The sequence below is a fragment of the Paenibacillus sp. PastF-3 genome, assembly GCF_029893135.1.
Lineage (GTDB): Bacteria > Bacillota > Bacilli > Paenibacillales > Paenibacillaceae > Paenibacillus_AQ > Paenibacillus_AQ nitricinens.
In genome coordinates this window covers 373,783-398,250 of record NZ_JARXWM010000002.1, presented here as the reverse complement: position 1 = coordinate 398,250, position 24,468 = coordinate 373,783, and the positions used below count along the sequence as shown (strand labels likewise).

The window sequence follows — 24,468 nt, the reverse complement described above, 5'->3', positions numbered from 1 at the left end:
AGTCCCATCTGGAGGTGCACCAATGGATATATTTGTAACTATAGGTGTTAAACTGATCATTAGCTTCTTTGGTTTGTGGATCATTACCTTTATTACTGGCCGCAAGACACTTAGCCAATTGACGCCACTCGATTTCCTGTCATCATTAATTTTAAGTGAGATTGTAGGGAATACGATATACGATGATGAGGTGAAGATCTGGCATCTGCTGTTTGCTCTTTTTATTTGGACTGCTTTATCTTTTCTGTTTGAAAAGGTGACCACTCATTTTGTGGAATTCGGGAATATGGCGGAAGGTCGGACAGTGCTGCTAATCGACGATGGCAAAGTAAATCAGGATTTGATGGAGAAATACGATATTGAGTTTACCCAACTACTGTTCATGCTGCGGCAACAAAATATTTTTTCTCTAAGTGAAGTAAAGTATGCTCTGCTCGAGACGAATGGTTCTCTGTCGGTTATGCGTAAGTCTGAAGATGAGCAGTCCTCTACTTTTTCCGTTACAGTTATTGATAAAGGTAGGGTACTGGAAGAGTCCATGCGGGGCAGGTCGATGAACAAGGAACAGATTCAGAAGCGGGTCATGGAGCAAGGCTATAAATACATTGAGGATGTTGCCTATGCTGAATTTAAAGAAGACGGAACGCTCTATATCATACCTAAAAATAAATTATAAACCTTGTTGATAAATTAACTAGTTGGTAACTTTAGGAGGATAAATTTTATGGGGATTTCTTTATGTAAAGCAGGAGTAGATGATGCAGAATTTATTCATCAGATGCAAGTCAAAGCCTTTATGCCATTACTGGAGAAATATAAGGATTATGAAACCAGCCCTGCCAATGAGTCCGTAGAAAAAATGATTGATCGAATTAATCAGTCTTTTACAGATTATTATATGATTAAGAATTCTGATATTGCTGTGGGCGGTGTCCGAATCGTTAAAAAGGAAAATAATACTTACCGTGTCAGCCCCATATTTATTATGCCAGAATACCAGGGAATGGGGATCGCCCAGCAGGTTTTTGCAATCATTGAACAGAAATACAATGATGCAAAAAAATGGGATCTGGATAGTATTGAACAAGAGCAGAGAAACTGCTATTTATATGAAAAGGTAGGATATAAACGAACAGAAGAAACAAAGCAAATAAACGATAAATTAACTTTTGTATTTTATGAGAAAGATATGGATTGAAATTTTGACAGCGGACAGTTCATGTCCACTGTCTTTTTAGATTAGATTAGATTAAAAGGATTAGATCCGAACACGCTTCACAAATAACGATAAAATCAATCCTATACCAGCAATCACTGCGATAAATATGTATGCATATGTAATTCCTGCGGTTAAAACTTCAGGCTGTGCAGCGGTTGGATGTGTGTTAGCGAATCGATTTTGTCCGCTAGACATTAGTGTAACAGCGAATGTCGTACCAAGAGCACCTGCGATTTGTTGAAGTGTATTCATGACAGCAGCACCGTCCGGATAGTATTTCACGGGTAATTGATTTAAGCCATTGGTTTGAGCGGGCATAAAGACCATTGCTAATCCGATAAACATAGCGCAGTGTATTAAAATAAAGGTCAGGCTACTGGTTTCAGTAGAGTTGCTTGTGAATAGAAAACCTGCAATGGTTACGATGGAGAAACCAAGCGGCAGCAATAGCTTCGGGCCGAATTTATCAAATATTCTCCCAGTCACTGGAGCCATAGCTCCGTTAATCACACTGCCTGGAAGGAGTAAAATTCCTGCAGCTGTGGCGGATAACAATAAACCTCCTTTTAAATATAAGGGTAATAAAATGGCAGAGGACAAAATGATCATCATTCCAAAGAAGACCATAATAAGACCTATTGTAAACATAGGATATTTAAACACTCTTAAATTTAGCATTGGCGTTTCCAATTTAAACTGTCGTAAAACAAACAGGATTAAGCTGATTACACCAACGATAAGAGGAAGATAGACAATGATTTCACTGATAGCATGGTCAGCGATGTTGCTAAATCCAAATACGATGCCACCAAATCCGAAAGTAGAAAGCAGGATGGATAAAATATCTATTTTAGGCTTAGAGATTTGGGCTACATTTTTGATGAATGTTAATCCGAATCCAAATGTAAATAATAATAAAGGTAAGCTGATCCAAAATATAAACTCCCAGCCCAAATGATCCACGATTAAACCAGATAAAGTTGGCCCGATGGCTGGTGCGCACATAATAACAAGTCCCATCATCCCCATGACAGTTCCACGTTTATGTGCAGGGAAAATTATTAGAATAATGTTCGTCATTAGGGGAAGCAATAAACCAGTTCCCAAGGCTTGCACTAAACGCGCAATTAATAAGGAGGTGAAATTGGGGGAGAGGGCAGCAATTAAAGTACCAACGATAGATAATAGCAAGGATGCTGTGAATAATTGTCTTGTGGTAAACCATTGCATTAATAGGGCGGATATCGGAACGAGGATACCTAATACAAGTAAATATCCTGTGGTTAGCCATTGAACCGTTGAGGCGTTGATTGAAAATTCATCCATTAAGTTGGTGAAAGCCATATTTAAGGCAGTTTCACTAAATAGCCCAACGAATGCTCCTAGCATAAGTGAGAAGGCCATTAGGGCGGGACGTTTAACTTGAACAGCTGCTGTTGATTCCATGATAAGGATAAACCTCTTTTCAGAAATAGATTCGAATTATTTTTATGCAAAAGATGATATGTCAACTATTGAGCAAGGAAGATGTATTTATGCCTCTCTTACATTATTCTGCACACGGGTTAACAAAGTTGTTAGCGTGGAGTAATCTGCAGGTGATAATCCTGCCGCTATAATTTCGTTTAATTTGATCGTCACCTCATTGATTGTAGTCTCTAATTTCCTGCCTTCGTCTGTGACAAAAACATTTACCGACCGACGATCTTGCGTCCTTGTTACTTTATGTATATATCCCTTGTTCTCTAAGCTAGCGATCATTCGGGCAACACTGGCTTTATCCTTCCCAAGTTGATTAGCAATCTCATTCTGAGATAGACCTTCTTTCTCAAGCAACAACGCCATTAGTAAATGTTGTTCAGGCGCAAGCCGAACGGGTGCAAGCAATTTTGTTAAATAATTGGCTATTTCTAAGTGTAAATCTCGAATAACTAAACCTAATCGGTCTTTGGAATCCATGTGATCTCTCCTAATTGAAATATAGATGATATATCAACTTTCATGATCTGTTTATATTAACATAAAGTAACTAATGCATGTCAAGTTAAAGAGAAATCAAGTACATAGGGTTAAGAAAATTTAAAGTAGAATTATAGATTTTAGTACAAGCGTGAAGACCTCTTCCACAATATATTGTTTTTAATACATTGTAGGAGGGAAAATCATGAAGCAAAGAATATCTTCAATAAGAAGAGTCAAAAGTTCTTTGAGTAAAGGAATAAAAGCGAAACGTAGTCCCGTTACGAAAAGAGTAGGGCAGCCAAGGATTCATATAAGACAAGCTAACGCATTTGAGTTGCAAGTCTTTCGATTAGTCAACGAGGAACGGACAAGTAGAGGAATTGCTGCTTTAACTCTTAATTCTCGGCTTACTGATCTTGCAGTTTTGAAGTCAAGAGATATGAGGGATAATAATTATTTTAGCCATACCTCTCCAACTTATGGTACCCCCTCTCAAATGTTAGATCGATTTGGTGTAGCTTGGCGTGCTTATGGAGAAAATATTGCGGAAGGCCAAGCCACACCTGAAGCAGTAATGAGATCGTGGATGAATAGCCCTGGCCATAGAGCTAATATTTTGGATCCTCGCTTTACGGATATTGGGGTTGGTTATGTAGGAGGAACATCTGCTAGTCGATATCAACATTATTGGACACAGCTGTTTATACAGAAACCATAAGAGATTTCAGAAAAGCCACTCTATAATGAAATACGCCTCTGATTGTGTGTCTGACCATTGAGGTGAAGTTCATTTACGGAGTGGTTTGTTTTGTATTTTTGACCTGTTTTACAGAAACCTTTCTGGATGAATGTCGTCTAACAAGATATGGAATTTTGAGGAGGGGAACTATGCGTAAAAAATGGATGCTTATAGGCGTCTTTCTGCTTATGGTAATCACTCCATTGATTGATATCACAAAGGTACAAGCTGCAAAAGTATGGTTTGACGGAACTAGTAGCGCGGAGCAACTAAAGGCACTAGCTTCGATTAATAAAATCCGGCAACAAATGGGGTTGGATGAAGTAAAACTTGATCCTGCCCTCGTTAAGGCGGCGATTAATCATGCTCGCTACGCTAATGTTAATTTTACGATAAAGACTGAAGGCGATTTATCTATAGAAGTGAAAGGTCGTGAGTTCTTTACCCAACAAACGCCTAAAAAGAATGAAACGTTCGGATATGACGTAGAATACGATCCGATCGAACGTTCGGCGGACATTTGGACAGGTCTTTTATGAATATAAATAATCTATTTTTCCACATACTATATTGTAATTACAGATACTTTAATGACCCCAAGAGAAATTGGAGTAAGCTCGTTAGAACCCTTCAACATCATGAACTTCTCTTAGTGACTGGAGGGAAGGGCAGCTTTATGATTGAGCGAAAACGGCATTCGTTTAAAGCTGGTATGTTATTCTATATTTCTCCAGATGTTAAGCATTCAATAGAGATAGAGGCTGAAGATCCCTTATGCTTTCTGTCCGTTCATTTTAACTACGCGAAGGTGAGCATGAACGAGGAGAAATGGGGAATTAGTGGTGATGTGGATTCCCTCCATTTGCAAGCTGTATCCGAATTGAAGGATTATTATCAAGTGGAAGATATCTTCAGACAAATGATTCAGAGCTGGAATACGAAGCTGCCAGGATATGAATTTGTAGCGAAGACTTTGTTACAGCAGCTTATTATTGCAATTGCTCAAAATACACAAAAACAAAGTCAAAATTACTCCACTTCATTAAAAGTGGAAAAAATTATTAATTATATGCATCAAAAGATCAATGAGAAAGTTAGCTTGAGCGAATTATCTGAGTTGGTACAGCTTTCACCTGCTTATTTATCACGAGCATTCAAAGAGATTACAGGTTATTCGATCATTGAGTTTTTTAATAAAATGAAAATTGATAAAGCGAAAGAGCTGATTCTTGAAGGAGACATTAAAATCAAAGCGGTTGCGCAAACCCTTGGATTTACGGATGAATTTTATTTCAGCAGAATTTTCAAAAGAATGACAGGCATCAGCCCTTCGGAATTTCAGAGCAAAAATGTCCATGGAGTTTAGAATAATGCATGGTATAGAGCCAATCTGACTGTTAATATGAGGTTGTTATTGTTAGCAGAAAGAAGGCTTTTTTATGTCCATGTGGAAAAGGAATTTGATCGTTTGCTGGTTTGGTATGTTTGTAACGGGTGTAGGTATGAGCCAGATTGCGCCAGTATTGCCACTTTACATTAAGCATCTTGGCGTGGATAATGCCGATTATATTGCTCAGTTTTCTGGTATTGCTTTTGGAATTACCTTTATCGTTTCAGCCATATTTTCACCCATTTGGGGGCTGGCGGCAGACAGGTTCGGACGGAAACCAATGCTTTTGCGGGCCAGTCTGGGGATGGCGATTGTGATCAGCTGTATGGGTTTTGCGCCTAATGTGTATGTATTAATTGCACTAAGATTATTACAGGGCACAATAACGGGTTATAGTACAGCTTGTACTACATTAATAGCAACTCAGACGGATAAGGAACATGCAGGATATGCTTTAGGAACTCTTTCAACAGCCAGTATTGCTGGAGCTTTGCTTGGCCCAACGATTGGTGGTTTCATTGCAGAGAGTCTGGGTTTACAAAGTTCATTTTTTGTTACGGGTGGACTGATGCTGGTTGCCTTCATTACAACGGCTTTGTTCGTGAAGGAATCTTTTCATCGTGAAGATAAAAAGACGCTAAGTATCAAGGAAGTCTGGAGCAGTGTTCCAGAGAAAAGCCTAACACTAACCTTGTTTGTGACCTTCTTTATTCTAACCGTAGCTTTATACTCTGTAGAACCGATCATTACGGTATATGTTACTCAGTTATCCAAGAGTGCTAGTCATGTGGCTCTGCTTGCTGGAATGACATTCTCTGCTTCAGGGTTGGCTAATATCATTGCTGCTCCACGACTTGGAAAGCTGTCTGACCGGATAGGGGCTCAAAAAGTCATATTAGTTGCGCTTATTGCGGCAGGACTTCTATTCATCCCACAAGCGTTTGTTCAGAATCCTTGGCAGTTAATGGGCCTTCGTTTTCTGCTAGGATTAGCTGCAGGAGGATTAATCCCTTCTGTGAATATTCTCGTTAAGAAAATCACACCGGACGCTCTTATAGGCAGAGTATTTGGCTTTAACATGTCGGCAGGTTATCTTGGCACCTTTGCAGGTTCGGTTCTAGGTGGGCAAGTGGCAGCCTGGTTTGGGATCCGGGATGTGTTTTTTGTGACGAGTGTTTTGCTATTGATCAATGCAGGTTGGGTGTATTTTAAAGTGTACAAAAAACTAAACTTAAATGGGGGAGAAGATCATGGAAGACTTGAAGAGATCAGAAACTGAAAGTATCGAAGCAAAGAAAACGGCACTGGTTGTAATCGACTTGCAGAATGGAATTATTCACAGTCCTAATAAGGCTCCGCACACAAGTACGCAGGTGGTTCAAAATGGGAGCAGCTTAGTTCAAGCTTTTACTGAAAAGGGTGCATTTGTAGTTCTTGTACGAGTATCCTCGTTAGATGGTCAAGATATGTTAAGACCTCATACAGATTTGAATATGAATGCAGCGTCCTTTCCAGAAGGCTGGGATACCTTAGTGCCTGAATTAGCTGGCTTCAAAAACGCATATGTGATTACTAAACGTCAATGGGGTGCCTTTTTCGGAACGGATCTTGATTTGCAGTTACGGCGCCGTGGGATAGATACGATTGTATTGTGTGGTGTGTCCACATCCATCGGTGTAGATACGACAGCTAGAGAAGCTTATCAGCTTGGATACAATCAAGTTTTTGTGGAAGATGCAATGACTGCTTCTACGAAAGAAGAGCATGACTATGTGTGTAAAACCATTTTCCCTAGGATCGGCAAGATTCGGTCGAGTGGGGAAGTAATATCCCTGTTAAAATAGGTTGAAAAGCCCTCATGATCTCTGTAATCCCAGAGAGCATGAGGGCTTTTGTTTGAAATCACGTACTTACATGAAGATCAGGAGTAGTATCCCAGCCAAGAAGCAGTAATAAGAGAAGTACTTCAAATTACCTTTAGCCATAATCCCCATAAACCAGCGCATAGAAAAATACGTGACGATTAGTGTAGTGATAAATGCAATGAAGTATGGAATTGCTAGTTGCGCCCGGTTTGGGTCATGGGCAATATCAGATGCACCCATAACAAGTCCGCCCAGACTGATCGGTATATACAGCATAAAAGAAAAGCGTAAAGCAGTTTCTTGCTTCATCCCCATAGCGATGGAAGAGATGACCGTTGCGCCTGAGCGACTTATCCCAGGAATAAGAGCTACAGCTTGGGCAAGTCCGACTATGACTGCATCCTTCGTTTTCAAGTCCCCATCTTGTTTACGGCCGCGAAGATTACGAATTAACCATAAAGCAACCCCAGTTACCAGCAAGGCGATGGACACGGTGTGTACAGACGAGAAAATCTCCTCGATTTGGTCCTTAAAGAACAAGGCTAAGATAACTGCAGGCATGGTGCCAATGATAATGTACAAAGAGAACATAAAATCTGACTTATATTCCTCTTTGCGGGTCAGAATAAATTGAATGAATCCAGTGATCAATCTTCCGATATCTTTGCGGAAAATAAAGCAAATCGCAATTAGAGAAGCCGTATTTGTTAGGATTTCAAATGATAGCCCATTCTGTTTTAAGCCTAGCAATTTCTGCGCGATGATCAAATGACCGCTAGAGGATACGGGGATTGGCTCAGTTGCCCCCTGAACAAATCCTAGTAACAAGTATTTAAGCCACAGTATAATATCTTCCATTTTTCCTCCCAGTATTTTTATAATCTTTTTAATCATAGCGCATTCAATGAAGAAATGACAATAGAACCATCGTGCCATATCGAAGTTCATCCCTTTAAATGAGGGCTTGACTGAACCAGTTATAATATTCTTGAATGGCTTGTTCACTAACCGAGCCTATCGCGAAAGTAAACTAAATGAGGTGGAACTATTTGTAGTTCATTAATTAAAATTCATCGGCAGGACATTCCGAAAGCCGCCAGCGTTCTGGCAGAAGCCTTCGCAAAGGATGATCCACTATATCAGCATATTTTGCCTGATGAAACAACAAGACTCCGCGTATTAAACATTTTTTTTCATCGTTATATTGAGATGTTATATCCTTATTCGGATGTTCTAACGACGTCAACTAATTATGAAGCTGTTGCCTTGGTGTTCCATTCGGAGCGTCAGAGCGGGACATTGATTTCGAACGTCAACTATATGAAACAAATTGGACTTGCGATTCTCAAGTGTTTACCGATTTGCCGAATCATTGGTGTGCGAGGATTTATTCGAGGACTAACTACTTTACGCAGTATGAGTTCCTTATGGTTATCGATGTTTGGTGATCAGAAGTATATGCATTTGGATATGCTTGTTGTGCAAGAACGTTACCGTGGGCAAGGATATGTATCAAAGATTATGATGGCGCTGCTCGCCGAATGCCGTAAGAAGAATGCATTATGTACATTAGAGACACAGACGCCAAGCAATCTTCCCATCTATGAGCATTATCAGTTCTGCACGGTTAAGGTCATCCCCTTGCCCAACAGTACACTAGAGCAATATTGTATGGTATGTACTCCAGATTCTGCGGAGTAGAAATGCGTGGATAGAATCTATGATTTTGTTTAACAAAAAATAGCATAACTTTCGAAGGATTGATATAATAGAAACATATATTCGCGTACTTTAGAACCCTATACGGATGTATACGGGTTTTATTTTTATTTGGTGAGGGTGAGGTTAACAGAAAGATGAATTGGTCGGATTTTGGTGAACGAAACAAACGATTGAATCCCCTATGGAACTTGGGGGCTGGCATGAACCTTGGTGAAATCCAACCGTACAAAGAGATGGTGTCTTTAAGCATCTTGTTACAAGTCTATTATTTGGAGCTAGAATCCAATGAGAGAAGATCCAAGGAAGATATTATAGCCCTGGCTTGGACTGCGTTGCAACGCTTTAATATCGCGAATCTCGGGACTACCGAATCCGTAGAACGTTTAGTGGACGGCCTGCTCTGGAGCGGAAATGGTGGGGATTTCGAATCCTATTATTATGATGATGCGGCTCGGCAAATGGCTGTGCAGAAATATAAGTATTTCATGGTGGATGAGGATGCGACCCGCAGCAGCTGGGAAGAGAGCGGCAGAACAATCTATCGTCTCTCCGAGTATGCCATGGAGCTCATTTTTATGAGTCATGAGATTATTGAAGAGTTCCAGATCAGCATCAAGCTGCTGGAAATTCAGATGCATATTAAGCATGGTCGTGTGATACGGGCGCTACAGGATGTGAATGAACTTATTTCCCGGGTCCGGAAAATGACCCATGAACAGCAGGAATACCGGAATGCATTGCGCCGTAATCCGAAGCATATTTTTAGTGAATTCGGAGTGGCTCGGCATCAGCGACTCGAAGAGATTCATCAGCAGTTCGATGAAGAACGTAAGCATTTTGATAATATTCATCGTTCACTGGCCCGGCTAGCCAATGACGAGAAAGATGTGATCGACTTCAATGAGATTCGTATTCTTTCTGAACGGGTCGAACTTTCTAGGCGTGTGCACGATGAACTGGCTGAGGTAGTTCTGAATATTTTTGAGGTAGAGACCAATTTAAGATTGAACTTCCCTGAATTATTCTGGGGAGCTTCCGGCTTTAACTTCCGTACTCATGTATGGGAGGAATGGGTGAAAGATGAAGGCCTGCCAAGCGGCGATAGTCTTGAATTGCTGCTCAGCGGACTGTTCGCTCCGAATCAGGATTTCGTCTATCCGCTTCCCTGGGCTTGGGAGGAACAAGAGGTTGGTTTTATTCCAGATGTAGTGATGGATGAACTTGAAGATGAGTTGGAGGCTGAGGCAGTTCAATATATTCCTAAAGGGATTCCGTGGACGGAAGTCGTTGCATTGTGGAAGCCTGTGTTCAATGCGCTAGCTCAGCAAGGGAGCTTTACATTCACTGCGGATGCTTTTACCGCAGAGGAATTAACTAGATGGGCACGTACACCAGATGCTGTCGATCTATGGGTGCAGTTTTTTCATTCAGAGATTGTTGTACAGGAACAGGCCCCGGAGAACAGCAATGGATCCGATGAATGCCAGTTACTAATCCGGCATGTACTTGCGGATGATCCTCAACTGGAGGACTTGCGCGGCAAGCTGCTGCGGACGAGCATTGCGCCAGAGCCAACCCCATGGGTACGCTGGTCTGGTCTGGATATGAGTCCTTTTATTATTACGATCGTGGAGAGGTGAGAAGTTACTAGCATGAGTTATACATTAGAACAGGTACAGCAAGCATCACGGCTATTTTTTGAATTACTTCGTAAAAAAGTAATCCCTCTCGATGATCCGGCGGCGGCAGAATGCCTTCAGGATGCAGGAACCTATGATGCACTACAATATGTTGCTAAGGAAGCAGGCTGCCGAGTGATGAATTCCGGGCACCGTCTCCATTTGCTGGTCAATCCACTCGGGTCAGTGTTCGCTACCAACTTCACCCAGTTGAAGAACAAATATTCACGAATTGAGCGCAAAACTCATTTACATATCATTAATATCATTATCCTTGTTTTTCTGGCTGAGATGGACCAGGACGAAACTCACTTTAAGTCTGGGCAAGACAGTATGTCCTACATACAGATATCTGATCAGGTGTCCTCTCTCTTTCAAGCGTGGATGCAGATGGATGCTGAAGGTCGGTTTAGCCAGCAGTGGCAATTGGATATCCAAGCGATGTCTAAAGTGTGGACCAACCTTTATATGCAAACTAAGAGTCAGGAAGAAAGTGATCTTCTGACAAGAGGGGCAGGCTCACGTATTGGGCTGATCCATGAAGGCATGAAACTCCTGGAAGAGGAGAAGCTTGTGTTCATTTCGGAGTCAGAGAAGCGGATATTCCCGCGGGAAGAGCTTTACGAAAGAATGCGGTATTTATATCATGATGTCGACCGGTATCAGGAATTAAAGAAACTCATCGGACGAACTTTAGCTGAGAAAGACGGTGCTACTTATGCCGCGGATTGAACGCATACGGATAACAGGGCTTAAATACGAGAAGATGCTCAAGAAGTATGATGATATGATTCTGGACCTCTGTAACGAAGAGGGACCATCCAACACGCTGATTACTCTTATGAATGGTGGCGGGAAAGGCGTCCTGCTGCAATCCATATTTCAGTTATTAATGCCCAAAACACCATGGGGAAAAGACAGTGAGAACCAGGTGGAAGCATTTTTTCATAACCATAAAAAACAACTTAAACCCTATACCTTTCACGTAGCGATCGAATGGCGTCTCGACAACACTGAGCGTAATGTGTATATGACGACGGGTATAGCTATGACCGCACATAACTCGCTGGATCAGCAGGATATTAAAGTGGATTACCTGCTGTATGCACTTACTGATTACGGCGAAACGTCTGAACTTACCCTTTCGACGCTGCCGCTTTTTGATGAAGAGACTGCTGAACCTACGAGTTTTGAAACGATCCAGCAATTTGTGCGAGATCGACGGGGGGAGATTGTACCTTTCGGTAGCCATAGCTCGGATTTAAAAAGATATTATGATTTCCTGGCTACCCGGGATATCCATATCGCTGAGTGGCGCAATATGCGGCGAATCAATGGGGAAGAGGGCGGTATCAAAGGTTATTTCAAAAAGAATGATGCCTTTACCAACCATAACTTATTCGAAAAGCTAATTATTCCTGAGATCGGCTCCAGTCTGAATGAGTCACCGCGAGAAGAAGACAATACGCTGCAACGGATGTTTATCGATACGGCGACAGTAGCTCAGCGCCTACCGATGCTTGAACAGCGGGAACAAGTCTACACAGAGTTTCTTGGAATGACAGCACCTTTATACGAGCTGGTGAAGCTAGGAGTAGAGGCAGAGAGCACTGTTCAAGAAACGGTACTACGTGGACGTCAGATCTATACGGTTATCCATGAAGAGTTGAGGAATGCGGAGGAAGAGCGAAGTAAGGTTGCTAATGAACTGGCTGGGCGTTATCAGGAATCGAAGCAATTGCGATTTGAGACGGACAATCTCAAGTATTTACGCAGCAAGGAAGAAATGGAACTGAAACAGGAAGAGTTTAACAAGCTCAGTGATCATCAGAGACGGGCACGTGGACGACTGGACGATTCCAAGGTTCAGGAGAAGAAGCTAGAAGTGGCTCATTTCTTGGCCAAACGTATGCTCCATACACGACAAATTGAGCAGTGGCAGAAAGAGATTCAAGCGATTGAAGGTTCTCTGGAGATGAAAGAACGTCAAGAGGTCATTCAGGCTGCCAAGGAAAAGCTTCGGAAACAATGGGATGTGGTATTCATCCTCTGGCAACAAACGATCAGAGGGTTTGGAACCGCGGAGCGAGCTCTGTCGACTGAAGAAAAAGGACTGCGTAAGGAGCGGGAGAGCTTTTTGCTGGAGTTAGCAGGCCTCGATATCCAGATTAATGAATTGACGTTATCTATTCGGCAATATTCAGAAGAGCTCGGAGCATTCGCAGCCCAGCATGGTCAGGAAGCTGCCCATGCTTCGGTAGCGGCGCTTCAACGTACAATTTCAGCTGCCAAAACGATACTTCTGGATATGGAAGCATTAGAGGAACAGCAAAAAGAGGCTGAGAATCAAAAGCTGACATTGCATAAGAATCATGCCGAGCTTAGCGAGAAACATCGTTCTTATGAACGTGAGGCAGACGAGCTTGGGGCACTGCTTGATACACAGACCTATAAAGAATCACAGTTATGGTCACAGATTGTTGTGCTGCTGGAAATGTTTGATGAACATAATCGTTTGGGAGCTACTGGCCTTTTTGAAGAAAAAGATGCTATTCAACTACGATTTATCCGAAAAATGGATGAAGTGGAGCAGCAAACGAAACGTTCCAGACGGGATTACTACAATCAGCTCATGGACGTGGAGCTTCAGAATCAATCCTACTGGCTGCCGAATTCAGATATTCTGGCGGTCAAGGATACACTTGATTCGCTTAAGATTCAATCCACACCGGGCAGTTCCTATTTAAATGATCGCCCATACCTTGAACGTGAGGAAGAGCTGGAGCGCCATCCACTCCTTCCTTATAGCCTCATTGTAACTCGTCGCGAAGCTGATAAAATCAAGCCGGATCTGCTAAAGGATACACTGTTGAAATCAGCGGTGCCGATTTTTATTCGTGAAGAGATGGCAGCTTCAGATCAAGTATCATTTAACCTTTTTGCGAACCAAGGGCCACAAATGGTACTGGAACCAGACCGTTTCTTTAACTTTAAGAGCGGTATTCAAGCGAAGCTTAAGGAGCAAGAACAAGTGCTTCAGGACGCGGAGGCTTATTTATCGAAGCTGAAATCTGTGCGTCAGGAATATGAGCGGTTATATCAAACAGAGAACACTGTGACGATTACAGCCAAACGAAATACCCTTATGAAATTGCAAAGTGAGCTTCAGCAGAGCCTTATCAATCTGGACAATGAGATAGATGAGAACGAGGGTACACTTGCTCGGATCGGTCGGGAACTTATCGAGAATAAAGCGCTTAGTGCAGAGCATGAGCAGAGAGCAGCAGCATTGCAAGGTTGGATTGAACGTTCGAAGAAACATGAACAGGATCAAAAGGAGAAGAAAAAGTATACAGATCGTAAGAGTTTAGTGAGCAAAGAGCTTGCGAGTAAGGACAAGCAACTCGAGCATCTTGAAGCGCAAATGGTAAGCCTTGGCGGAGAACGTGAGAAATGGACGGGAGATGCCAAATATGCTCTATTTCCTAGACTGCAGCATTGGTTTCCTGAGATTGTATTTCCGACATATCACCAGCTTTCAGATGATGTGGAAGTCACATCAATTGATCCCGTAGAACAGAATCTTCTGTTGCAGCAGCTTAGTACTGTTGAAAGCCTGCAGCAATCACTGACGGAGAATGAGCTTGAAATTCGAACAAGAGCCGCCCAGATCAAAGCGGCAAGCGAGAATCTAACCGAGCTTGAAGCCAGCTTGAATCAAGTGTATGAGCATTGGCGGAAGGTGACAGAACCTGCAGAATCTACCGAATCCATTATGGCTGCAAGAAACCGTCAAAAGTCGGAAACTGCTTCACTGGAAGAAGACTATCAGATGATTCACGACTCTTTCATCCGCTGCCAGACCGAATTGGAGAATTTGCAGAAGGAATTGCGTAAGGTAGAGAAAGGAATCAAAGAGAAACATGAGCGTGCCGTGGAAATTTGGAATGAGCTACTCGAGCAAAAAGAGGCGGACATTCAGGAACGTATCCAAGAGAATGAGCTTATGCTTAACCAGTGTAAACGATCTTTGGATCGAATGGATGCGCTCATTCAGACGTTATCCAATCAAATCAAGATCATGAATGCACATATTGAGGATCGGGTTAATCTACGGACTGTGCCAGAAGATTTAATGCTGAGCGTTAGAGAAAGCTGCGAGTCTCTTGTTGCTGACTGGCTTCTTCGCATTAAGGATAGCCGCGTTAGACGGGACGAGGTCTCCAGAAAGGTGAAGGAAGAGAAAAATTCATTAACCGGAAAACTCGCTAAGAATGAACGGAATTCTGAACTGGAGACCAAGATTCTAGATCGTCTAAATACGGTTCATTGGGATAACTTCGCGATTGCTCAGCAAGTCCTAGATTCGATGTTACGTAGTTCACGTGATCAGATTGAGAGCATCCAAAGCGATAAGGAAGAGATGGGTCTTTCCCGCAAAATGTGGGTAGCCCGGGCTTCTTATCGTGTAGTACAAATCATTGATATTATGAAACGAATGGAACGTCGGATGATTATTCATAATGAGAATAATTATGCCTTCCCGCTGGTACGCCTGAATTATAAAAATATCAATGTACCCAGAACAAGCGATGAGGTAGAGCCGATGGTGAGCGACTATTTCAATCGGTGTATCCATGAATTGCTTTCGAAATATCCGAAGATTGAACAAGTGCCAACACTTATAATCAAAGAGGTTATCAATGACGGACGAATCGTCTATGCGGCGCTTCAGAATCGCTTTCCGATTCTTCAGGTATATAAACCGGTAACGGAAAATTACTTCCTCTACGCCGCTCCGGAAGACTACCATTATTCCGACTGGGAAATCATCAATCGGGGTGCGCTGGATGAGGCTGTCGGCAGTGGCGGACAGCGCCAATCGGTACAACTGTTGGTCGCAATGATGATCATGACACATAAACGTGTAAATCGTGAGAACAAAGGGTGGACGGTCTTTTTATATGACAATCCATTTGGAGAAATGGTTTCAAATAACGTGCTTGATCCTGTATTTGAAATTTCTAAGGCGCTCAAATTTCAGTGGTTGATTGTTACGCCACCGGAGCTAGTGAAGAATGACGTCAGCGTTCGCTTTGGTGTGTATTGGCAGCTCTATTTCGGGGGTGTCAAAGGGGACATGTTAGAATCCACCCTAGTCAAGGGAGGAAGAAAGCTCATTCCTGTTTCGCTTTTTTGATCAGCAGCGTTTACCAGCGTTCATATTGAAAGAAGCTCTAGTAGCATAATGCTGCTGGAGCTTCTTTTTCGTTATACATTATCCTTATCTTTCTCGCTTATAACGTTTACCGGTCTCAAAGGACGCCGAAGGCGTATATGCTTACTATAATAGAATTAATAAAATTTCGAGACTGCGGAGAAATGTATACGAAAAATCGAATACAATGTGCCGCCGTAACGTATACGAGCCGAATGTATGCGAAAAATCGAATACAATATGCTGACGGTAACGTAAACGAGCCGAATGTATGCGAAAAATCGAATACAATATGCCGCCGGTAACGTAAACGAGCCGAATGTATGCGAAAAATCGAATACAATATGCCGCCGGTAACGTAAACGAGCCGAATGTATGCGAAAAATCGAATACAATATGCCGACAGAACGTAAACGAGCCGAATGTATGCGAAAAATCGAATACAATGTGCCGCCGGTAACGTATAAGAGCCGAATGTATGCGAAAAATCGAATACAATATGCCGCCGGTAACGTAAACGAGCCGGATGTATGCGAAAAATCGAATACAATGTGCCGCCGTAACGTAAACGAGCAGAATGTATGCGAAAAACCGAATACAATGTGCCGTCGTAACGTAAACGAGCCGAATGTATGCGAAAAACCGAATACAATGTGCCGCCGGTAACGTAAACGAGCCGGATGTATGCGAAAAATCGAATACAATGTGCCGCCGTAACGTAAACGAGCCAAATGTATGCGAAAAACCGAATACAATGTGCCACAGGTAACGTAACGAGCCGATTGTATGCGAAAAACCAAATACAATGTGCCGCCGACGTAAACGAGCAGAATGTATGCGAAAAATTGAATACAATGTGCCGCCGTAACGTAAACGAGCCGAATGTATGCGAAAAATCGAATACAATGTGCCGCCGGTAACGTAAACGAGCCAGCACCGTTATTCTCCCCAAATTACCCGGGAAGGGGCTTGTTATTAGGAATAAGTGCACTATGGTTCGTTAAGCGGAACCTCACTACGAAGGTATGGATACTAGTATGAATAAGGATCATTCATTGCGGAACTTCTTATGTTATATGACAGCTTCCTCTGGCTCTAAAATTTTTGGAATGGTTACCGTAAATGTAGTGCCTTGCTCAGGAAAACTTTCTACAGTGATCGCTCCACCATGATTATGTACAATATTCTGCGTGATCATAAAGCCAAGGCCTGTTCCTGTTTCTTTTGTCGTATAAAATGGCTTACCAAGTGCTTTAATCTGTTCCTCTGTCATCCCGCAACCTTCATCTTGCACACTGATTCGGGCTTCACTTTCATTTGTAAGCACATGAATATATATATTTCCTCCACTATTCATTGCTTCCATCGCATTTTTAAGTAAGTTAATAAATACCTGTTTCAGCTGATAAGCCTCACCATGGATCCATATGGAGTGATCTGTACAGACAGGGAGGATCTTTAGATTTTTCAGTGCAGCTTGTCCATTCATTAGTGTGGTGACTTGTTCTAGTAAAGATAATAAATCCACAGGTTTACTGATATGAGTCGTTTGTGGCTTGGATAAGACCAGCAGCTCGTTGACGATAAATTCGATACGTTTCAATTCTGATTCGATGATGAAAAAATATTTATCGTTCATGCGCTCGGAAGAGCGAAGCAGCTTCATAAAGCCGTTAATGGCGGTAAGGGGATTTCTGATTTCATGCGCGATTCCAGCTGCTAATTGCCCTGCGGTAGATAATTTCTCGGATTGGATTAGCCTTTCTTCTTCCAACATTTGCTGAGAGACATCTTTAAATATTCCGATAAATGCCATGCTTCCATTGAAGATAATCGGTAGTGTGAATCCATCCACAAATTTCTGCTGACCATTTAAGCAATTAATTAAGTAGCAAACAGAGCCAATCGTGTCACCACTGTAATATCTTTCCCTTCGTTCTTGAAGGATTCCATGATTGGTAAGGTCTACAATATTAGTAGTGGATGTACCCACTAATTGATTCAGGCTCTCCGCATGGATTAACTGTAAGCCCGCTGAATTCACATACTGAATAATTCCTTTTACTGTAACAACAACGGTCAGAGGTAATCCCTCCAGGAGTTGCAGGAATGATTTATCTTTTTCTAATAGACTGCACTCCGCTTCTTGCAGCTGAGTTTCTATTTGCCTGATCAAGGTCTTGTTCTCAAATTGAGTGAAATAATATAGGGGTGCACCATTAGCATCCGAAACGATAGATATGGAGATCTCTATGGATAACTGCTGTCCGGTTGGCAAGTAGTAGGCCTGTTGGAATCGATGCGGATGGATGTTCATAGAGGAAAGAGACTTTCCAAGCTCAGCAATGTCATGGATCTGACTTAGAAGAGTTCGGACAGATGGTGAAGGTGTTATTAACTCGTTATGATCGCACCCCAACAGGTTACTTAGGGCTGAATTCCATTTTAGGAACGTTCCATCTAACGAAACTAGAGCCATTCCAATTACAGCATGTGTAAAAGCAAAATCAAAATTTTGGAATTCAATGGGCCGCACTACTGTTCACCTCTCATATTGTTTCCACTATCTGTAATAGTCATAGTATAAAACATATATTCTAGTAAAATATATAAATTTTTATGTAAACAAGAATCGTTTGAAATAGCTATGTGTTGTTAAGAAAATAAGGGTGCAGGAGTCAAACGACTTCAGGTAGAATGTAGGGATATGTTGTATTTTTAGAAAGTGGAGGGGTTGTACCGTGCAATCAATCGTTGGTGAAATCCGAGATATTAATCGTTATCCAGTCAAGTCATTTGCAGGTGAACGATTGGAAACCTGTGTGATAGAACCGTATGGAATGTTAGGGGATCGCTTCTGTGCCTTTTATGATGAGTCAAAAGAGGGCTGGTGGCGGTATTTTACGGCTAGAAATAATCCTAAAATGCTTACCTACCAAGCGCAATTTATCAATGGAGAAATTCATGTAAGGGCTTCGGATGGACGAACCTTTGGGTGGGATGAGCATTTATTGGAAGAAATCCAAAGCCAAACTAAAACGCGAATTTCCATGTCTAGTATAAAAGCTTCACATCCACAGCCAGAGCACCCGCAACTGTTATCGGTGGATGGTGCCAGTATTTTACTCATTACGGATGCTAGTTTGAAGAAGCTAGAGGCTGCGTGGGGACATTCCTTAGATCAGCGCCGGTTTCGTGGGAACTTTGTTATAGCTCTAAGCGATGAATCGCTTTTCGAAGGGGATTGGATCGGCCGTCAGCTCTCCATAGGAGATGTTCAGCTACAGGTAGATAGTTTTTGTGAGCGATGTATGGTTATCACGATGGACCCGGATAGTCAGGAAAGAGACCCTAAATTATTGAAAAAACTAAACCAAGAGTTTGAACTACACTTCGGAGTTTACGCTTCTGTAGTTAAGACAGGGGAAATCAGAATCGGAGACAAAGTAGAATTAATGGAATAGATAATGATATAAACGTTCCTTTACATTCCCATGTGGATAATTTACCCTTTAAAGGAATGGAAAATTCATAGCGGGAGGGAATGTATGAAGAAGAAAATAATATCCCTGTTGATGGTATCTTTACTTTTAGTAGTTTATCTTCCTACGAATGCATTAGCAGCAGATAGTAGCAAAACGCAAACATATGTGAACACTCAGAAGGTCGCGGCAGAGAAGGCAGCATTCTTAACGGAAAAGATAGGGACGACAAGTCTCCAATATGCTCTTATCGATGGCGATAATATCGTTATGAGCGGCACAGCTGGATACAGCCATGTGGAGAGCAAGACAGCACCAAGCACTACAACGATGTATGGAATTGGCTCGACGAGTAAAATGTATACGACCGCTTCTATTATGAAGCTCGTTGATCAAGGAAAGGTAGATTTGGATGCACCTGTCGTATCGTATCTGAATCATTTTACGATGGAAGATTCACGTTATAAGCAAATCACCGTACGAATGCTGCTGAATCATTCATCAGGTCTAGGGGGTTCGAACTTATCAAACTCTTTCTTATTCAATGATTCTGATTCTATCGCCAAAGATAACTTGCTAGCGACTTTGACAACTGAGCGTCTAAAGGCAGATCCAGGAGCCTACTCAGTATATTGTAATGATGGATTTACGCTGGCGGAGTTGATTGTTGAGAAAGTCAGTGGAATGGACTTCACCACATTCATCCATCAGAATTTTACAGGTCCTTTAGGGCTTGGGCATACGAAAACGCCAGTAGATTCTGTGGATTCTAGACAGCTGGCAAGTGTATATAATGCTACCTACCCTGCCGCCTTACCCCAAGAGACGATTAACGTGATTGGAACAGGGGGCATCTATTCTACGGCTGAAGATTTGGTGCGTTTTGCAACTATTTTCACTGGAGGATCGAAGGGGATTCTGTCAGAAAAATCAATAAAAGCGATGGAGCAAGAGGAGTACAAGCGTGGAATGTGGCCGAAAGGAAAAGATAATTCGTTTGCGTACGGATTGGGCTGGGACAGTGTGAATTTATATCCATTCAATCAGTACGAGATCAAAGCTCTGACAAAGGGAGGGGATACAACTCTGTATCATACTTCACTTGTCATATTGCCTGATCAGCAGATGGCAGCAGCTGTGGTATCTTCTGGTGGGGATAGCTCAACTGATCAGATGCTTGCTAACGAAATATTGCTCAGTGCGCTACAAGAAAAGGGTGTTATCAAGGAACTAAAACCTACACCTACATTTAAAGCTTCGAACAAAGAGGCTATGCCGCAGGAATTGCTGGATTATGCTGGTGTCTATGCTGATTCTACACAACTGATGAAGATAGAGATTACAAAAGCTGGGGAACTGAGTATATCTTCGATTATGGCACCTACATTTCCAGCTCAGAAATTTTCGTATAATACAAACGGTGAATTCTTAGATGCAGCGGGTGCTAATAAAGTTAGCTTTGTGAAGGAAAGCAATGGTCGCATCTACCTTTGGATTCAAGGGTACGGGGTCATTCCAGGGCTTGGTGAGACTGCTCTTTCTCAATATGCAGCTGAAAAGCTAGAGGCGAATGCTTTATCCAATGAGGTCTTGTCAGCTTGGCAGCAGCGTCAAGGGAAATTGTATTTTGATGTCAGCGAGAAGTATAGCTCACAATTTTACATGAGTATGCCAGTAGCTGGAATTGCTATGTTCCCTGATGCACCGGGCTATATGGGCTCGAATAAAATAACCGGGCCGAATAAAGCTGAAATGACCGTGCAAATTCCAACTTTAGGTGGGCGCGATCTTGCGGATATTGTTTTTGACAATAAAGAGGGTGTGGAGTATCTCAAGGTTGGAAACCAATTATTTATTACACAGGATGCGATTAAACCTATCTATGCCGGCCCGCAATCATTGGTAACCATTCAAGCAGATGGATATGCAAGATGGTATGAAATACCTGAGACAGCATCAGGCAAGTTGATGACAGTAGGGCTACCACCTAAAGGTTCCTTTGCTGTTTATGATGCGAATGGTGTGTGTGTAGATTTCTCTACTGTCAGTGGTCTTACGCAAGTTAAACTTCCGAGTAACGGGAAAATTGTATTTGTAAGCGATGTGGGTGCGAAGTTTGAATTGACAATCAAGTAGTAATAAACCATTCAATTCTATTTTATAAAAAAATCCTGTTATCCAGATCATTGATCTGGATAACAGGATTTTTATTAGAAAATTCTATATTCCTCTATTTAAAATTCTTAGAAAACTCTTTTATTTTATCTACAAAAATCCCTTTGAGCTGATCAGTACCTTCTTTGGGAGCCTTAGCCCATCTTCTTATTTAGTAGCTCATCTTTATTTTTTTTGATAAAATCACGAATCGCTTTATATATCTTCTCGTCTCTTACTCCAGCACCTAAAATAATGCTATCAAATGCCTCAAGACTTGGCTTCTCTATTTCAATATTACAGATCTTACTCTGAGGGAGCTCGTCGGATAATACCTTTGCGCATTGCTCTGTTGCCCCTGATTTTGTAGCGTATAGAATAAGTACTGCCATTGTGGTCCCTCTTTTCAGTTCAAATTGTTCAGGTTTCAAACCACCCTCGTAAATTTAATATCTTGATAATCAAGATATTATCCATACTATCGAAAATGCAGATCTTTTGTCAAGTTAGCAACAAGTTCTCATGCGTTAATCACACACCCTTATTATGGTATCATAGGAATAATTACGCTATCGCGAACTGCATCTTTTAAGAATCAAACGATAAAGAGGGGAGTGGAGATAAGTTGAGTATCATCGTAATGCTAGTCATCTATTTTTTGCTTGGAGTATTCGTGATTAAATTAGGCATCGATAACTCTAGAAGTACACAAATTTCAAAAGAAATATTAAATGAGTTAAGAGAAATCAAAGAATTAATGATAAGAAATAAATATGAATAACTTCTTAGGATGGGGGCAACAGGAATGATCATTCCATTTTTAATATTAATCCTTGCCTTTTCTGGTTATTTTCTTAGAATATGGATTGTTGGTCCGGATAAAGAAAAACTTTCTGACGACGGCAATGAGCTAAATATAAAAGGCAAATTAATAATCGGACTTATTGGATTAATTTCAGTAATTGTAATAATGATAGCTGATGGTGTACAGGGGACGGGAATGAAGTGGTTTTGGATTGTATTTATAATTATTGCCCTAGGATTTCAGTCATTTATTGATTGGAAATTTTTAAAGCATACGAAACAACATATCGTTTCACTGATCTTGGTAGTCGAAGGTGTGGTGTTAGTTTATTTCCTTTTCTAATCGTTTGAACCATAAAGCCTAACCTCCTGCCAACGTGCACAAGGGATTAGGCTTTTTTGCTTATTGTAGATAAACGATCCTTTTGTTTTATTGATCACTTTTTCACATAAGAGGAGGGTTAAAATCTACCCTAGTTTTAGTTATTATTCGCCTATCCGAATTCATTAATGGAGCTTTATACTTTTAACGCGTGGGTATGGGCTGGTATTTGCGGAGATTCTGCTTGTCTGTGCGGAAGTGCGGGGAATCAGCCCCTCGACTAGCCGAGTGATTATGGGAGATCATTTTGCAACGGATGAATTATTTGGAGCATTTATTACAATTACTTGCATGCTGCTGTTCTGTAGGCTCTTTAAGGTTGATCTGTATCCTAATAGTTAGCCTAACGCTTCCGCTCTGTTAAAAGATAAAAATGCCCCCTATTTCCGTTAAAATACGGACAGTGTAAAAGAATCAGCTTCAGTACAATGCAATTAAGAAAGCGCCAACAAAATGCGACGCGGGGGGATGGCAGTATGAATGAAAATCAAATGCCATGGAGAGAGCGAATTAGTTATGGGCTAGGGGATACTGCGTCAAATCTGATATTCCAGATGACAACACTTTACCTTATGTACTTCTATACGGATGTGTTTGGTCTGAACCCAGGTGCGGTAGCGGTGGTATTTCTTGTTGCACGGGTAATCGACGCGATTGTCGAGCCGTTCATTGGTGTCATGATTGACCGTACGCAAACAAAGTGGGGGAAATGCAGACCCTATTTTCTTTGGCTTGCTGTTCCTTTCAGCTTAACTGCAGTACTTATGTTTTTGACGCCGGATTTTGGTGATACGGGTAAACTTGTATACGCATACATTTCGTATACCGTGCTTGGTATTATGTATTCTGGTATTAATCTACCACTGTCTGCAATCCTGCCAAGTCTGACTAGTAATTCTAATGAACGTACAGTGATCAATACGGTTCGTATGATATTCGCCGTGATTGGAGTTGTTACAGTTAGTGCTGGAACGATGCCGCTTGTGAAAGCTTTTGGTGGCGGCGATCAAGCAAAGGGGTTTCTGGTCACCATGATCCTGTTCTCAAGCATTGCACTGCTGCTGTTTCTAAACATGTTTGCGAACACTAAAGAACGCGTAAAAGCCATTGATGAAAAACCGCTTCCGATGCGAGAAGGTGTTAAAGCGCTCAAAGGCAATGTACCTTGGTTGATCATGCTTCTGATGAGCTTGTTCCTGTGGATCACAACATCGATACAAGGACAGACCAGCATTTATTACATGACCTATTATATGAAAAAGCCTGAACTCATTCCTATCGTGAATTCGATGCAATTGTTGATGATATTTTCAATGGTGATCGCTCCTTTTGTAGTAAAGAAAATTGGGAAAAGGAACACCATTATTATGGGATCAGTGGTTTCTATCCTTGGCTACCTTATTGCAATTACTGGGGGGAACTCCCTTTCTGTTCCGGTGCTGTTGGCAGGGCTTCTTATAAGCGGGCTTGGCATGGGAGTTGGAGCAGGTCTGATTTTTGCAATGATGGCCGACACGGTTGATTATGGGGAGTGGAAATCAGGTGTTCGGGCACAAGGCCTACTTTATTCAGCTGCTAGTTTTGGGGTTAAGGTGGGGATGGGACTCGGTGGAGCACTTGGTGGAGTGATATTATCGATGGGTGGTTATGTAGCTAACTCCACGGCGCAGCCAGAATCAGCATTAGCTGCGATTTCATTTAACTATTTGTGGGCACCGATTATTGGCCAAATTATTATGATTACTTTGCTGTTGTTCTATCGTCTTGACAAGGATCAACCCGTTATGATGCGTGAGCTCGAGGAACGTCGCAATTCTTCTACCGCGAATGGCTGCTTAAACATATGAATTCC

21 protein-coding genes are annotated in these 24,468 nt (G+C 41.8%); 16 read left to right on the top strand and 5 right to left on the bottom strand.

Annotated features, from left to right (window positions below; genetic code table 11):
* The first annotated feature begins 22 nt into the window (after positions 1–22).
* Positions 23–676, top strand: coding sequence for a YetF domain-containing protein (locus M2444_RS05790; RefSeq protein WP_280786502.1), 654 nt, complete (start codon positions 23–25; stop codon positions 674–676).
* Positions 677–724: 48 nt separating this feature from the next.
* Positions 725–1,198, top strand: coding sequence for a GNAT family N-acetyltransferase (locus M2444_RS05785; protein WP_280786501.1), 474 nt, complete (start codon positions 725–727; stop codon positions 1,196–1,198).
* Positions 1,199–1,258: 60 nt separating this feature from the next.
* On the opposite strand, the gene M2444_RS05780 is transcribed toward M2444_RS05785, so the two are convergent.
* Together M2444_RS05780 and M2444_RS05775 are read right to left on the bottom strand one after the other, a co-directional pair.
* A complete protein-coding gene (locus M2444_RS05780) occupies positions 1,259–2,665 on the bottom strand; it encodes an MDR family MFS transporter (RefSeq protein ID WP_280786500.1) in 1,407 nt (468 codons plus the stop codon).
* Positions 2,666–2,752: 87 nt separating this feature from the next.
* A complete protein-coding gene (locus M2444_RS05775) occupies positions 2,753–3,178 on the bottom strand; it encodes a MarR family winged helix-turn-helix transcriptional regulator (protein ID WP_094878610.1) in 426 nt (141 codons plus the stop codon).
* A 205-nt stretch (positions 3,179–3,383) separates the two neighbouring features.
* Here M2444_RS05775 and M2444_RS05770 point away from each other — a divergent pair, with 205 nt between their 5' ends.
* From M2444_RS05770 to M2444_RS05750, 5 genes are all read left to right on the top strand, one after another.
* Complete coding sequence (locus tag M2444_RS05770; protein ID WP_094878609.1) at positions 3,384–3,899, top strand: CAP domain-containing protein; 516 nt, start codon at positions 3,384–3,386, stop codon at positions 3,897–3,899.
* Positions 3,900–4,069: 170 nt separating this feature from the next.
* On the top strand, positions 4,070–4,459 hold the full coding sequence (locus M2444_RS05765; RefSeq protein ID WP_094874502.1) for a CAP domain-containing protein: 390 nt from the start codon (positions 4,070–4,072) through the stop codon (positions 4,457–4,459).
* Positions 4,456–5,286 (top strand): AraC family transcriptional regulator, encoded by an 831-nt coding sequence (locus tag M2444_RS05760; RefSeq protein ID WP_280786499.1) that lies wholly within the window; start codon positions 4,456–4,458, stop codon positions 5,284–5,286. Before M2444_RS05765 ends, M2444_RS05760 begins: the two co-directional genes overlap by 4 nt.
* Positions 5,287–5,359: 73 nt before the next feature.
* Positions 5,360–6,589, top strand: a complete 1,230-nt coding sequence (locus M2444_RS05755; protein WP_280786498.1) for a multidrug efflux MFS transporter — start codon at positions 5,360–5,362, stop codon at positions 6,587–6,589.
* The gene (locus tag M2444_RS05750; protein WP_094878606.1) at positions 6,561–7,154 is read left to right on the top strand and encodes a hydrolase; all 594 of its coding nucleotides are present in this window, start codon (positions 6,561–6,563) and stop codon (positions 7,152–7,154) included. The genes M2444_RS05755 and M2444_RS05750 overlap by 29 nt, the downstream gene beginning before the upstream one ends.
* 66 nt (positions 7,155–7,220) lie before the next feature.
* Here the strand turns inward: M2444_RS05750 and M2444_RS05745 are convergent, their stop codons facing one another.
* Positions 7,221–8,033 (bottom strand): undecaprenyl-diphosphate phosphatase, encoded by an 813-nt coding sequence (locus M2444_RS05745; protein ID WP_094874506.1) that lies wholly within the window; start codon positions 8,031–8,033, stop codon positions 7,221–7,223.
* 291 nt (positions 8,034–8,324) lie between these two features.
* Here M2444_RS05745 and M2444_RS05740 point away from each other — a divergent pair, with 291 nt between their 5' ends.
* The 5 genes from M2444_RS05740 (at position 8,325) to M2444_RS05720 (ending at position 16,460) form a co-directional block, all read left to right on the top strand.
* Positions 8,325–8,876, top strand: a complete 552-nt coding sequence (locus M2444_RS05740) for a GNAT family N-acetyltransferase (protein WP_280786497.1) — start codon at positions 8,325–8,327, stop codon at positions 8,874–8,876.
* A 155-nt stretch (positions 8,877–9,031) separates the two neighbouring features.
* Positions 9,032–10,537, top strand: coding sequence for a hypothetical protein (locus tag M2444_RS05735; RefSeq protein ID WP_143812464.1), 1,506 nt, complete (start codon positions 9,032–9,034; stop codon positions 10,535–10,537).
* 12 nt (positions 10,538–10,549) lie between these two features.
* On the top strand, positions 10,550–11,308 hold the full coding sequence (locus tag M2444_RS05730) for a DUF6063 family protein (RefSeq protein WP_094874508.1): 759 nt from the start codon (positions 10,550–10,552) through the stop codon (positions 11,306–11,308).
* Positions 11,295–15,776: a coiled-coil domain-containing protein gene (locus M2444_RS05725; protein WP_280786496.1), complete on the top strand. Its 4,482-nt coding sequence runs from the start codon at positions 11,295–11,297 to the stop codon at positions 15,774–15,776. The genes M2444_RS05730 and M2444_RS05725 overlap by 14 nt, the downstream gene beginning before the upstream one ends.
* Before the next feature lie 393 nt (positions 15,777–16,169).
* Positions 16,170–16,460, top strand: a complete 291-nt coding sequence (locus M2444_RS05720) for a hypothetical protein (RefSeq protein WP_280786495.1) — start codon at positions 16,170–16,172, stop codon at positions 16,458–16,460.
* Between the two features lie 406 nt (positions 16,461–16,866).
* On the opposite strand, the gene M2444_RS05715 is transcribed toward M2444_RS05720, so the two are convergent.
* The gene (locus M2444_RS05715) at positions 16,867–18,330 is read right to left on the bottom strand and encodes an ATP-binding protein (protein WP_280786494.1); all 1,464 of its coding nucleotides are present in this window, start codon (positions 18,328–18,330) and stop codon (positions 16,867–16,869) included.
* Positions 18,331–18,535: 205 nt separating this feature from the next.
* Between M2444_RS05715 and M2444_RS05710 the strand changes: the two genes are divergently transcribed.
* Both M2444_RS05710 and M2444_RS05705 read left to right on the top strand, forming a co-directional pair.
* Positions 18,536–19,258: an MOSC domain-containing protein gene (locus tag M2444_RS05710; RefSeq protein WP_280786493.1), complete on the top strand. Its 723-nt coding sequence runs from the start codon at positions 18,536–18,538 to the stop codon at positions 19,256–19,258.
* Between the two features lie 84 nt (positions 19,259–19,342).
* Complete coding sequence (locus tag M2444_RS05705) at positions 19,343–21,412, top strand: serine hydrolase domain-containing protein (protein WP_280786492.1); 2,070 nt, start codon at positions 19,343–19,345, stop codon at positions 21,410–21,412.
* A 173-nt stretch (positions 21,413–21,585) separates the two neighbouring features.
* Here M2444_RS05705 and M2444_RS05700 read toward each other — a convergent pair whose 3' ends face one another.
* Entirely contained in the window at positions 21,586–21,822 is a 237-nt protein-coding gene (locus tag M2444_RS05700) for a flavodoxin domain-containing protein (RefSeq protein WP_256990691.1), read from the bottom strand.
* A gap of 413 nt (positions 21,823–22,235) precedes the next feature.
* Between M2444_RS05700 and M2444_RS05695 the strand changes: the two genes are divergently transcribed.
* Positions 22,236–22,577, top strand: a complete 342-nt coding sequence (locus tag M2444_RS05695; protein ID WP_179281539.1) for a DUF4181 domain-containing protein — start codon at positions 22,236–22,238, stop codon at positions 22,575–22,577.
* Between the two features lie 515 nt (positions 22,578–23,092).
* On the top strand, positions 23,093–24,463 hold the full coding sequence (locus M2444_RS05690) for an MFS transporter (protein WP_280786491.1): 1,371 nt from the start codon (positions 23,093–23,095) through the stop codon (positions 24,461–24,463).
* The last annotated feature ends 5 nt before the right edge of the window (positions 24,464–24,468 follow it).

Coding starts and splice junctions, on each gene's coding strand:
- M2444_RS05720 (WP_280786495.1), top strand. CDS start 16,170: ATGCGAAAAATCGAATACAATATGCCGACAGAACGTAAACGAGCCGAA.
- M2444_RS05730 (WP_094874508.1), top strand. CDS start 10,550: ATGAGTTATACATTAGAACAGGTACAGCAAGCATCACGGCTATTTTTT.
- M2444_RS05705 (WP_280786492.1), top strand. CDS start 19,343: ATGAAGAAGAAAATAATATCCCTGTTGATGGTATCTTTACTTTTAGTA.
- M2444_RS05770 (WP_094878609.1), top strand. CDS start 3,384: ATGAAGCAAAGAATATCTTCAATAAGAAGAGTCAAAAGTTCTTTGAGT.
- M2444_RS05760 (WP_280786499.1), top strand. CDS start 4,456: ATGAATATAAATAATCTATTTTTCCACATACTATATTGTAATTACAGA.
- M2444_RS05745 (WP_094874506.1), bottom strand. CDS start 8,033: ATGGAAGATATTATACTGTGGCTTAAATACTTGTTACTAGGATTTGTT.
- M2444_RS05775 (WP_094878610.1), bottom strand. CDS start 3,178: ATGGATTCCAAAGACCGATTAGGTTTAGTTATTCGAGATTTACACTTA.
- M2444_RS05725 (WP_280786496.1), top strand. CDS start 11,295: ATGCCGCGGATTGAACGCATACGGATAACAGGGCTTAAATACGAGAAG.
- M2444_RS05790 (WP_280786502.1), top strand. CDS start 23: ATGGATATATTTGTAACTATAGGTGTTAAACTGATCATTAGCTTCTTT.
- M2444_RS05735 (WP_143812464.1), top strand. CDS start 9,032: ATGAATTGGTCGGATTTTGGTGAACGAAACAAACGATTGAATCCCCTA.
- M2444_RS05750 (WP_094878606.1), top strand. CDS start 6,561: ATGGAAGACTTGAAGAGATCAGAAACTGAAAGTATCGAAGCAAAGAAA.
- M2444_RS05785 (WP_280786501.1), top strand. CDS start 725: ATGGGGATTTCTTTATGTAAAGCAGGAGTAGATGATGCAGAATTTATT.
- M2444_RS05690 (WP_280786491.1), top strand. CDS start 23,093: ATGAATGAAAATCAAATGCCATGGAGAGAGCGAATTAGTTATGGGCTA.
- M2444_RS05700 (WP_256990691.1), bottom strand. CDS start 21,822: ATGGCAGTACTTATTCTATACGCTACAAAATCAGGGGCAACAGAGCAA.
- M2444_RS05755 (WP_280786498.1), top strand. CDS start 5,360: ATGTCCATGTGGAAAAGGAATTTGATCGTTTGCTGGTTTGGTATGTTT.
- M2444_RS05765 (WP_094874502.1), top strand. CDS start 4,070: ATGCGTAAAAAATGGATGCTTATAGGCGTCTTTCTGCTTATGGTAATC.
- M2444_RS05695 (WP_179281539.1), top strand. CDS start 22,236: ATGATCATTCCATTTTTAATATTAATCCTTGCCTTTTCTGGTTATTTT.
- M2444_RS05780 (WP_280786500.1), bottom strand. CDS start 2,665: ATGGAATCAACAGCAGCTGTTCAAGTTAAACGTCCCGCCCTAATGGCC.